Source organism: Streptomyces hiroshimensis (genome assembly GCF_014650335.1).
Taxonomy (GTDB): Bacteria; Actinomycetota; Actinomycetes; order Streptomycetales; family Streptomycetaceae; genus Streptomyces; species Streptomyces hiroshimensis.
In genome coordinates this window covers 261,404-273,593 of the sequence record NZ_BMUT01000005.1, presented here as the reverse complement: position 1 = coordinate 273,593, position 12,190 = coordinate 261,404, and the positions used below count along the sequence as shown (strand labels likewise).

Annotated in this window: 5 protein-coding genes; 1 reads left to right on the top strand and 4 read right to left on the bottom strand. The window is 73.0% G+C overall.

Annotated elements, in window-relative coordinates:
* Window positions 1-446 precede the first annotated feature (446 nt).
* Entirely contained in the window at window positions 447-3,074 is a 2,628-nt protein-coding gene (gene glgP, locus IE241_RS14180) for an alpha-glucan family phosphorylase (RefSeq protein WP_190022065.1), read from the top strand.
* Between the two features lie 131 nt (window positions 3,075-3,205).
* On the opposite strand, the gene IE241_RS14175 is transcribed toward glgP, so the two are convergent.
* The 4 genes from IE241_RS14175 to glgX all read right to left on the bottom strand — a co-directional run bounded on the left by IE241_RS14175 (window position 3,206) and on the right by glgX (window position 12,136).
* Entirely contained in the window at window positions 3,206-5,500 is a 2,295-nt protein-coding gene (locus IE241_RS14175) for a M4 family metallopeptidase (RefSeq protein ID WP_190022064.1), read from the bottom strand.
* A gap of 459 nt (window positions 5,501-5,959) precedes the next feature.
* Entirely contained in the window at window positions 5,960-7,825 is a 1,866-nt protein-coding gene (locus IE241_RS14170) for an ABC transporter ATP-binding protein (RefSeq protein ID WP_190022063.1), read from the bottom strand.
* Entirely contained in the window at window positions 7,822-9,696 is a 1,875-nt protein-coding gene (locus IE241_RS14165; RefSeq protein WP_190022062.1) for an ABC transporter ATP-binding protein, read from the bottom strand. Before IE241_RS14165 ends, IE241_RS14170 begins: the two co-directional genes overlap by 4 nt.
* 34 nt (window positions 9,697-9,730) lie before the next feature.
* Complete coding sequence (glgX, locus tag IE241_RS14160) at window positions 9,731-12,136, bottom strand: glycogen debranching protein GlgX (RefSeq protein WP_190022061.1); 2,406 nt, start codon at window positions 12,134-12,136, stop codon at window positions 9,731-9,733.
* Window positions 12,137-12,190: the final 54 nt, after the last annotated feature.

Sequence of the window (12,190 nt, the reverse complement as noted above, 5' to 3'; positions counted from 1 at the left end):
CCGGTGGGGAGGAGGGCCGGCACGCCGTCACCCGTACGAAGTCTCCCCGTTGGGCCGATCGTGTGCAATGCGCGAAAACCGGGTAACCGGCGGCCAGACGGGGGAATGGTGCGCAGCTCCGGCCGTCGAAGGCCGTAGCGCTAACCGGCCGCCGCCGTTCCCGCTGTACGCGCGGCGTATTTACCCCTCGTACGGATGCATCAGCCGGGCAGCCGACGCGTGCGGTCCGCTTCTCCGTCCCGTCCACCATACGGACGCCCTTCCCGGCCATGCGCCCGTCCGCCGGGTGCACGGGGCGCAGTGCGTGCCGGACGGCCCCCGGCGGGTGTCCGCCCGCGCTCCGGCAGCCGCACCAGGGGGCGCACTTCCCGCCTGCACCTGCCAGGAGCAGGCAGTTGCCGCGAAGCGCCACGAAGCCCCCGGGCGTCCCCGCTACCGTCGTGGGGGTGAAGGCCATTCGTCGATTCAGTGTGCGCCCCGTTCTGCCGGAGCCCCTACGACCGCTCAGTGAGCTGGCGCGCAATCTGCGCTGGTCCTGGCACCCCGAGACCCGTGAGCTCTTCCAGGCCGTCGACCCCGAGGGCTGGCGGGCCGCCGCCGGCGACCCGCTGCGGCTGCTGGGCTCGGTCCCCGCGGCGCGGCTCGCGGCCCTCGCGGACGACCGCCGCTTCCGCCGCCGGCTCGCCGCCGCAGCCGACGACCTGCAGGACTACCTCACCGGCCGGCGCTGGTACCAGGAGCAGCCCGAGGGGCTGCCCGCCGCCATCGCCTACTTCTCGCCCGAATTCGGCATCACCGCAGCCCTCCCGCAGTACAGCGGTGGCCTCGGCATCCTCGCCGGCGACCACCTGAAGTCCGCCAGCGACCTCGGCGTCCCCCTCATCGGCGTCGGACTGCTCTACCGCCACGGCTACTTCCGCCAGTCCCTCTCCCGCGAGGGCTGGCAGCAGGAGCACTACCCCCTGCTCGACCCCAACGAGCTCCCGCTCACCATGCTGCGCGAGCCCGACGGCAGCCCCAGCCGCATCTCCCTCGCCCTGCCCGGCGGCCGCTCCCTGCGCGCCTACATCTGGCAGGCCCGGGTCGGCCGCGTGCCGCTGCTGCTCCTCGACTCCGACGTCGAGGAGAACGGCCCCGGCGAGCGCGAGGTCACCGACCGGCTCTACGGCGGGGGCGGCGAGCACCGGCTGCTGCAGGAGATGCTCCTGGGCATCGGCGGCGTCCGCGCCGTGCGCACGTACTGCCGCCTGACCGGCCACCCCGAGCCCGAGGTCTTCCACACCAACGAGGGCCACGCCGGCTTCCTCGGCCTGGAGCGCATCCGCGAACTGGTCGACGGCGGGCTGGACTTCGACGCCGCCCTGGAGTGCGCCCGCGCCGGCGCCGTCTTCACCACCCACACCCCGGTGCCCGCCGGTATCGACCGCTTCGACCGCGAGCTGGTCGCCCGCCACTTCGGCCCCGCCGGCGAACTCCCCGGCATCGACGTCGAACGCGTCCTCGAACTGGGCCTGGAGACCTATCCCGGCGGCGAGCCCAACCTCTTCAACATGGCCGTCATGGGCCTGCGCCTCGCCCAGCGCGCCAACGGCGTCTCCACCCTCCACGGGCAGGTCAGCCGGCAGATGTTCGCCGGCCTGTGGCCGGGCTTCGACGCCGAGGAGGTGCCCATCGACTCCGTCACCAACGGCGTCCACGCCCCCACCTGGGTCGCGCCCGAGGTGATGCGCCTGGGCGCCCGCCGGGTCGGCGCCGGCCGCGCCGAGGACGCCCTGGCCGTCGGCGGCTCCCCGCGCTGGGACGCCGTCGCCGACATCCCCGACGCCGACATCTGGGAACTGCGCCGCACCCTGCGCGAACAGCTGGTCGAGGAGGTGCGCGAGCGGCTGCGCGCCGCCTGGCGCGAGCGCGGCGCCGGCACCGCCGAGCTCGGCTGGATCGACGGCGTGCTCGACCCCGGCGTCCTCACCATCGGCTTCGCCCGCCGCGTGCCCTCCTACAAGCGCCTCACCCTCATGCTCCGCGACCGCGACCGCCTCATGGAGCTCCTCCTGCACCCCGAGCGGCCCGTGCAGATCGTCGTCGCGGGCAAGGCCCACCCCGCCGACGACAGCGGCAAGCGCCTCGTACAGGAGCTGGTGCGCTTCGCCGACGACCCGCGCGTGCGCCGCCGCCTGGTCTTCCTGCCCGACTACGGCATGGCCATGGCCCAGCGGCTCTACCCCGGCTGCGACGTCTGGCTCAACAACCCGCTGCGCCCGCTGGAGGCCTGCGGCACCTCGGGGATGAAGGCCGCCCTCAACGGCTGTCTCAACCTCTCGGTGCTCGATGGCTGGTGGGACGAGTGGTACGAGCCCGACTTCGGCTGGGCGATCCCCACCGCCGACGGCGCGGCCATGGACGACAACCGCCGCGACGACCTGGAGGCGGCGGCCCTCTACGACCTGCTGGAGCGGCGGGTGGCCCCGCGCTTCTACGACCGGACACAAGGCGGGCTCCCCGGCCGCTGGATCGAGATGGTGCGCCGCACGCTGACCACGCTCGGCCCGAAGGTCCTCGCCGGGCGCATGGTGCGCGAATACGTGGAGCGGCTGTACGTGCCCGCAGCCGAGGCCCAGAGGGCCCTCACCCCCGCCGCGGCGAGCGAGCTGGCCGCCTGGAAGGCCCGGGTGCGGGCCGGGTGGCCGGGCGTGGCAGTCGACCACGTGGAGGCCGTCGCCGACACCGCCCTCAACGGCACCGCGACGCTGGGTTCCACGGTCTCCCTGCGGGTGAGCGTCACGCTCGGCTCGCTGGACCCCGCGGACGTGGAGGTGCAGGCGGTGGCCGGGCGCGTCGACCCCACCGACCGGCTGAGCCAGACCGCCACGTTCCCCCTCAAGCCGGCCGGCGGCCCCGCCCTGGACGGCCGCCGGCTGTACGAGGGCCCGCTCACCCTCGACCGCACGGGGCCCTTCGGCTACACCGTGCGGATCCTGCCCGCGCACCGGCTGCTGTCCAGCGGCGCGGAGATGGGCCTGGTGACGCTGCCGTCGGAGGCGACCGGCGAGGCGGCGGGGGTGCTGTTGCGCTGACGCGGCCCGCACGTGCGTAGGGCGCCGTCCGGGGGAGTCGTTGCTCACCCCGGACGGCGCCCGGTTCAGGTGCGCCCCTTAAGGGGCGCGGGGAACTGCGCGACCAGCCACGTACAGCCCGCAGGGAACGATCAGAAGCTCAGCTTCCAGCTGTTGATCTGACCACTGTCCGCGGAGTACACATCCTGCACCTGCAACTTCCACGTACCGGTCGCGGAGACCGCCGACGCGTCGACCGTGTAGCTGGCCTTCACGTCCGCCGCCGAGTCCCAGGAGTCCGAGTCCTTCAGACGCCAGGTCTTGCCGTCGGGGGCGACCAGGTCGATCTGCAGGTCACCGCGGTAGGTGTGGGTGATGTTCACGTCCACCTTGAGGGCGGAGGAGCCGTTGCCGCTGCGGGTCACGACGATCGGCGAGGTCACGGCGTCGCCCGCGTCCGGGATCGCGACGGGGGTGGTGTTCTCGAAGACGCTGCCGCCGCCCGTGGTGTTCACGGTCCACTTGAAGGACGTACTGGCGGACTTGCCCGCCGAGTCCTTGACCGTGACGGTCACATTGCCGGTGCCGGTGGTGGTCGGCGTGCCGGAGATCAGGCCGGAGGAGGCGTTGATCGACAGGCCCGCGGGCAGGCCGGTGGCCGAGTAGCTCAGGGCACCGGAGTTGCTGCTGGTGGCCTTGATCTGCAGGGAGACGGCGGTGTTCACGATGCTCGTCTGGTCGCCCGGGGCGGTGATGTTGACACCGGTCCCGGGGGTCGCCCGGCCGCCGACGTTGATGGCCGCCCAGGCGTTGGCCGCGTTGTTGTACGTCTCGCTGCCCACGCCGAAGAGCTCACCGGCGGCCCACAGCGTCGCCTCGCGCGCACCGGCGTAGTCGGTGGTGGACTGCATGCGCCCGGTCAGCGCCTTGAACCAGATCTTCGCGGCGTTGTCCCGGCCGATGCCGGTCACGGGCAGGCCGTCGGAGGTCGGCGAGTCGTAGGAGACGCCGTTGATCACCTTCGCGCCGCTGCCCTCGGAGGCGAGGTAGAACCAGTGGTTGGCGGGGCCCGACGAGTAGTGCACGTCGATGCCGCCGAGGCCGGAGTACCAGGCGTCCTTGGAACGGCCGTCCTTGCTGGGCTTGTCCATGTAGCGCAGCGGGGTGCCGTTGCCGTTGATGTCGATCTTCTCGCCGACGAGGTAGTCGCCCACGTCGCTGGGGTTGTTCGCCCAGAACTCGACGGCGGCGGCGAAGATGTCGGAGGTGGCCTCGTTGAGGCCGCCGGACTCGCCGGCGTAGTTGAGGTTGGCGGTGGCCGAGGTGACGCCGTGCGTCATCTCGTGCGCGGCCACGTCGATCGAGGTCAGCGGCTTGGCGTTGCCGGAGCCGTCGCCGTAGGTCATGCAGAAGCAGTCGTCCGACCAGAAGGCGTTGACGTAGTTGCTGCCGTAGTGCACCCGGCTGTACGCGCCCACGCCGTCACCGCGGATGCCGCTGCGCCCGTGCACGTTCTTGTAGTAGTCCCACGTCAGCTGGGCGCCGTAGTGCGCGTCCACGCCCGCGGTGGCCGCGTCGCTCGTGCCGCCGTTGCCCCAGACGTCGTCGGCGTCGGTGAAGAGGGTGCCGGTGCCGGAGGAGCCGCGGTTGAGGTTGTAGGTCTTGTGGCCGCCGCGCGAGGTGTCGTTGAGCTGGTAGGAGCCGCCCGACTGCGAGGTGCCGATGGTGACGCGGCCGCTGTACTGGCTGTTGCCGGTGCCCTGCTTGACGCCCTGGAACTCGAAGAGCTTCTTGCCCGTCCGCGCGTCGGTGATGACGTGCAGCTCGTTGGGCGTGCCGTCCTCCTGGAGGCCGCCGACGACGGTCTCGTAGGCGAGGACCGGCTTGCCGCTCGCGGCCCAGATCACCTTGCGGGGGGCCCGGTCGGCCTTCGTGGCCTTCGAGCCCTGCGCGCCCGCGGCCTTGACGGCCTGCTTCTCGGCGGTGGCGGCCGCGAGGGACGGGGTGGTCGTCGCGATCGTCATCCGGGCCTTGGTCGCCTTGGCGACGCTCTTGACGCTTCCGCCCTTGGTGGCGTCGACGACGAGGTCGCCGCCGAGCACCGGCAGACCGTCGTACGTCCGCTCGTAGCGGGTGTGCGTCGTGCCGTTGACGTCCTTGACGATGTCCTTGACGACCAGCTTCTCCTTGGCGCCGAGGCCGAGGGTCCGCGCGGTGTCCGCCTTGGCCGCATCCGCCTTGCGGATGAGTTCGGCGCGCTGCGAGGGGGTGAGCTTGGCGGGCATGGCTCCCGGGTCGGCCTTGGCGACGACCTGGCGCGGTGCGCTGCCCTTGCCGTCTTCGGCGCGGGCGGCCGCCGTCCCGGTCTGGGTGCCGACGGCGAGCATCGCCGAGACGGCGACCAGTGCGCCGGCGGCGACGGCTCTCTTCTGGGGGGTGGGTCTCACGCTGACTCCTTCTGCGAGGCAGATCAGGCAGAACAGGTGGAACTGGGGCCGATGGATCCCGTCCGATGGGTCCGGTCCGATGAATCCGGCGGGTGCGGTGAAATGCTGTGGAACGCGGTGCGTCCCCGTGTGCGGTGGCCGCCGGGTGCTGCCGGTCGGTGCCGCGGGACGGGGGCGAAAGGTGCGGAGGCGTGGGGCCTCGGGGACAGCAGGCGATGCACGTGCCGATGAATCGCTGAATCGGTGAAGCGGTGGAACGCGGCCGACGCCCGGCGGCAGTGCCCTGGGGAAGCCGCGCGTCAGTGGTGGGAAGAGTGCCATCGCAGGCATGTACGTGTCAGGAGTCCGGAGGCAAGTTGGCCGGAATCCGTCCGTTGACGAAAGAACGAGGTCCGCATAGCGGTGCGGTGCAGCTTTTCCGGCAGCACCGCACCGCTATGCGGACGACGTGGGAAACCGTCAGGCCAGGCTGTCCCGCCAGGCCCGGTGCAGATCGGCGAAACGGCCCGTGCCGCCGGTCAGTTCGGCGGGGGAGCCGTCCTCCACGACGCGTCCGTCGGCCATGACCAGGACGCGGTCCGCGATCTCGACCGTCGACAGCCGGTGCGCGATGACCACCGCCGTACGGCCGTGCAGCACCGTGGCCATCGCCCGCTGCACCGCCTGCTCGCCCGGGATGTCCAGCGAGGACGTGGCCTCGTCCAGGATGAGCACCGCGGGGTCGGCGAGCAGGGCCCGCGCGAAGGCGACCAGCTGGCGCTGGCCCGCGGAGATCCGGCCGCCGCGCTTGCGCACGTCGGTGTCGTAGCCGTCCGGCAGGGCCGTGATGAAGTCGTGGGCGCCGATCGCCTTCGCCGCCTGCTCGATCTCCTCACGGGTGGCGCCGGGGCGGCCGATGGCGATGTTCTCCGCGACGGTGCCGGAGAACAGGAACGCCTCCTGCGTCACCATCACCACCCCGCGCCGCAGCTCCGGCACGGCGAGCGCGTCCAGCGGCACCCCGTCGAGCAGCACCCGGCCCTCGGTGGGGTCGTAGAAGCGGGCCAGGAGCTTGGCGAGGGTGGACTTGCCCGCACCCGTCGAGCCGACCACCGCGACCGTCTGCCCGGCCCCCAGCGTCAGGTCGAAGCGGGGCAGCACCTCGCCGCCCGTGCGGTAGGCGAAGCGCACCCCCTCGAAGACGACCTCGCGTCCGGGCAGCCCGGCCCGCCGCTCCGGCAGCGCCCGCGGCTCGGCGGGCTCGGGCACGCCCGGCCGCTGGGCGAGCAGGCCCGCGATCTTCTCCAGCGAGGCCGCGGCCGACTGGTAGGAGTTGAGGAACATCGCCAGCTGGTCGAGCGGGTCGTACAGCCGCCGCAGGTAGAGCACCCCGGCCGCGAGCACGCCCAGCTCCAGGCCGTCGCCGGCCACCCGGTAGGCGCCCCAGAGGACGACCGCGGCCAGCACCACGTTGGCCACGAGGCGGGAGAGGAAGACGTAGCGGGCCATCTCCAGCAGCGCCCGGGTGTTCGCGTGCCGGTGCCGGTCGTTGAGCTCCGAGAAGTGCGCCTCGTTGGCGCGCTCGCGGCGGAAGGCCTGGACCGGGCGGATGCCGTTCATGGTCTCGGTGAACTTCACGATCACCGAGGCGATGGCCGTGGAGCGCTCGCGGTAGACCTCGTGCGCGCGCCGCCGGTAGGAGCGCATCAGCAGCTGCAGCGGGACGAAGGACAGGACGGCGACGGCGCCGATGCCCCAGTCCAGGTAGAGCAGGGTGGCCGAGATGTACACGACGGCCAGGCAGACCCCGATGAGCTCCTGGAGGCCGTCGTTGATCAGCTCGCGGATCGACTCGACGTCGGTGGTCGCGCGGGAGATGAGGCGCCCGGAGGTGTAGCGCTCGTGGAAGTCGACGCTGAGCGACTGGGCGTGGCGGAAGATCCGGCCGCGCAGGTCGAGCAGGACGTTCTGGCCGATGCGCGCCGAGAGCCGGACGAAGGCGTACTGCAGCAGGCCCGCGGCCAGGGCGCTCACCAGATACGCGGTGCCGACGGCGATCAGCGGGCCGTAGTCGTCGCGGCGGGCGGCGGGCACGGCCCGGTCGATGGCGAACGCCACGAGGAGCGGGCCCGCCTGGACGGCCGCCTGCTGGAGCAGCATGACGAGGGCGGCGAGCCGGACGCGGCCGCGCGCCGGGGCGAGCAGCGAGCGCAGCAGAGCGCGGGAGGCGCCCTTCGGGGCCGGCAGGACGTCCTCGTCGAAGGGATCGCCGTCCTTCGCGCCGCCCGCCGCGGGGGCGGTGCGCTCCTCCTCGGCGCTGGTGCGGTCGGGTGCGGTGGTGGTCATCGCCGGCCTCCCTCGTGCCCTGCGTGCGTCCGGTCCGCCGCGGCACTCCGGTCCTCGTCGCCCGCCATGAGCGAGGCGTACTCCCGGCTGGTGCGCAGCAGTTCGTGGTGGGTGCCGACGGCGGTGATGCGTCCTTTGGAGAGCAGGGCCACACGGTCGGCCAGCAGGACCGTGGAGGGGCGGTGGGCGACGACGAGGGCGGTCGTGCCGGCCAGCACCTCGCGCAGGGCCGCCTCGACCAGGGCCTCGGTGTGCACGTCGAGCGCGGAGAGCGGGTCGTCCAGGATGAGGAAGCGGGGGTCGCCGACGACCGCGCGGGCCAGCGCGAGCCGCTGGCGCTGTCCGCCGGACAGGCTCAGGCCCTGCTCGCCGACCTGGGTGCCGGTGCCCTCGGGGAGGGAGTGCACGAAGCCGGCCTGGGCGACCTCCAGGGCACGCGTCAGATCGGCCTCCCGCCCTGCGTCGGCGCCCATCAGGACGTTCTCCCCGACGCTCGCGGAGAACAGCGTCGGGTCCTCGAAGGCCACGGAGACCAGCGCGCGCAGGCGCTCGCGCGGCATCGCGGCGATGTCCTCGCCGTCCAGGGTGATCCGGCCGGACGTCGCCTCGTGGAGGCGGGGTATGAGGGCGGTCAGCGTGGTCTTGCCGCTGCCCGTGGTGCCGACGAGGGCCATGGTCTCGCCGGGGCGGATGTGGAGGTCGACGCCGTGCAGGACGGGCGGGGCGTCCGCGGGGGCGTCGGGGTAGCGGAAACCGACGCCCTCCAGGCGCAGCCCGCCGTGCTCCTTCGCGGCGCGGGCCTTTCCGGAGGTCTTCCCGGACGCCTTTCCGGATGCCTTCGCGGATGCCTTCCCGGACGCAGGGTCGGCCGGGACGGGGGCGTCCATGACCTCGAAGTAGCGGTCGGCGGCCGTGGCCGACTCGTTGGCGATCGCGATCAGGAAACCGAAGGACTCCACCGGCCAGCGCAGCGCCAGCGCCGTCGACAGGAACGCCACCAGCGTGCCGGCCGACAGCTCGCCGTCGGCGACCTGCAGCACGCCGAGCACCAGCGCCGCGCCGATCGCCAGCTCCGGCAGGCTCATGATGACCGCCCAGAGCATCCCCAGCAGGTGCGCCTTGCGCAGCTCGGTGCCGCGCAGCCGGCCCGAGAGCGCCGCGAAGACCTTCTCCTGGCCGCGGTGGCGGCCGAAGCCCTTGATGATGCGGATGCCGAGCACGCTCTCCTCGACGACCGTCGCGAGGTCGCCGGACTGGTCCTGCGCGGTGCGCGCGGCCCGGGAGTAGCGCTCCTCGAAATACGTGCAGAGGATCACCAGCGGCACCACCGGGGCGAGCAGCACCAGCCCCAGCGTCCACTGCTGTATCAGCAGGACGATAAAGCCCACGAGGATCGTCACGCCGTTGACCAGCAGGAACGTCAGCGGGAACGCCAGGAAGATGCGCAGCAGCATCAGGTCCGTCGTGGCCCGCGAGAGCAGCTGCCCCGAGGGCCAGCGGTCGTGGAAGGAGACCGGCAGCCGCTGCAGGTGCCCGTAGAGATCCGCCCGCATGTCCGCCTCGACCCGCGCCAGCGGGCGCGCCAGGATGAACCGGCGCAGCGCGAAGAGCGACGCCTCCAGCAGCCCGAGCACGAGCACGAGCGCGCCGCCCAGCCACACCCCCGAGGGGTCCTTGCCGGCGACCGGGCCGTCCACGATCCACTTGAGCGCGAGCGGAATGACGAGGCCGGCGCAGGACGCGACGATGGTCACGGCGGCGCCGGCGGCCATCCTGTTGCGCGCCGGCCGCACGTACGGCCACAGGCGCAGCAACGAGCGGACGGCGGATCTCTTCTCGGACGGGCTGGAGTGTTCAGCGGTATCGGTCATCAGGACCGAGACTACGGTTCACCACTGACACCGCTCACTCGGTTTTTTCGCCTAGGGCCTTACGGGGCTGTGGAATTGGAGCTTCCGGTGTGGCTTCCGCCTCCTCCCTCGCCACCCGCCACAGGAGCACCGAACGCGCCCCCACGGTGATGCGCGCACCCGCCGTGCGACGTTCGCCCGGCGCCGCCCCCTGCTCCTCCCGCGCGGTGTCCACGAGCAGTTCGTAGCCGTCCGCCCAAGGCGGGCCCGGCAGGGTGAACGCCGCATCGGCCGGGCCCGCGTGCAGCACGGCCAGGAAGCTGTCGTCCGTGACCGGCTCGCCCTGCTGCCCGCGCTGGGGGATGTCCCGGCCCGAGAGGTACATGCCGAGCGTGGCCGCCGGCGCGTACCAGTCGGCCTCCGCCATCTCCGTGCCCCCGGCCGTGAACCAGGCGAGGTCCCGCAGCCCGTCCGCGCTCTGCGGGCGGCCCGAGAAGAAGGAGCGGCTGCGCAGGACGGGGTGCGCGCGGCGCAGCGCCAGGAGCCGGCCGCACAGGTCCGCGAGGGCGCGCCAGCCCGGTTCCTCCAGCAGCGACCAGTCGGTCCAGCCGGTCTCGTTGTCCTGGCAGTAGGCGTTGTTGTTGCCGCCCTGGGTGCGGCCCATCTCGTCGCCCGCGACGAGCATCGGCACGCCCGTCGACAGCAGCAGGGTGGTCAGCAGGTTGCGCAGCTGGCGCCGGCGCAGGGCCAGGATCGCGGGGTCGTCCGTGGCACCCTCCGCGCCGCAGTTCCACGAGCGGTTGCCGTCGGTGCCGTCGCGGTTGCCCTCGCCGTTGGCCTCGTTGTGCTTGTGCTCGTAGCTGACCAGGTCGCGCAGGGTGAAGCCGTCGTGGGCGGTGACGAAGTTGACGGAGGCGTAGGGGCGGCGGCCGCCCCAGGCGTAGAGGTCGCTGGAGCCCGAGAGCCGGTAGCCGAGGTCGCGCATGTCGGGCAGGGCGCCGCGCCAGTAGTCCCGCACGGCGTCGCGGTAGCGGTCGTTCCACTCCGTCCACAGCGGCGGGAAGGAGCCGACCTGGTAGCCGCCCGAGCCCACGTCCCACGGCTCGGCTATGAGTTTGACGCGGCGCAGCACGGGGTCCTGGGCGATGACGGCGAGGAACGGCGAGAGCATGTCGACGTCGTGCATGGAGCGGGCGAGCGCCGCCGCCAGGTCGAAGCGGAAGCCGTCGACGCCCATCTCCGTCACCCAGTAGCGCAGGGAGTCGGTGATCAGCCGCAGGACGTTCGGCTGGACGACGTGCAGGGTGTTGCCGCAGCCGGTGTAGTCGGCGTAGCGGCGCTGGTCGCTCTGCAGCCGGTAGTAGCGGCGGTTGTCGATGCCCCTCAGGGACAGCGTGGGGCCCAGCTCGCCGCCCTCGGCGGTGTGGTTGTAGACCACGTCGAGGATGACCTCCAGGCCCGCCGCGTGCAGCGCGCGCACCATGCGCTTGAACTCGCCCACCTGCCGGCCGTCGGTCCCGGACGCCGCGTAGGCGGCGTGCGGTGCGAAGTAGCCGATGGAGTTGTAGCCCCAGTAGTTGCGCAGGCCCCGCCGCAGCAGATGGTCCTCGTGCGCGAACTGGTGCACCGGGAGCAGCTCCACGGCCGTCACCCCGAGCCGCACCAGGTGCTCGACGGCCGCGGGGTGCGCGAGCCCGGCGTACGTGCCGCGCAGCCCCTCGGGGACGCCCGGGTGGAGCTTGGTGAAGCCGCGCACGTGCAGCTCGTAGATGACGGAGTCGGGCCAGGGCGTCTTGGGCCGGTGGTCGTCCGCCCAGTCGTCGCCGTCCGCGACGACCACGCCCTTGGGGACGTACGGGGCCGAGTCGCGCTCGTCGCGGACGGTGTCGGCGACGTGCTGCTGGGGCCAGTCCCGCACGTGCCCGTACACCTCGGGGGGCAGGGTGAAGTCGCCGTCCACGGCGCGGGCGTAGGGGTCCAGCAGGAGCTTGGCGGGGTTCCAGCGGGCGCCCGTCCAGGGGTCCCAGCGGCCGTGGACGCGGTAGCCGTAGCGGCGGCCCGGCAGCACTCCGGGGACGAAACCGTGCCATATCTCGTGTGTCAGCTCGGTCAGCGGCAGCCGTGTCTCGCCCTGCGGCGGGCCGTCCGGGCCGCCGTCCCCTCCGCCGTCGAACAGGCACAGCTCGACGGCCTCCGCGCCGCCGGCCCACAGGGCGAAGTTCGTCCCCGCCGTGCCGTCGGCGGCGGTCCTGAAGCGGGCGCCGAGCGGCTCGGGGCTGCCGGGCCAGACCGTGGCGCCGGGCAGCGGCCGCAGGGCCGCATCCGGACGGGGGTGTCCGTTGACGGCGGGGCCCGGGGCCCCCGCGGGCCGTCCGGCCGTGCGGTCGTCCTCGGGGCGCCGGGTCCGGCGGCCGCCGAACTCGTCCCCCCGCTCCGCCTCTTGCTCGGGTGCGCTCGACACGTCTTCGCCTCCGGCGGCTCGCGGGCAGCGCGCCGGGCGCCCGGCGTCCCGTGC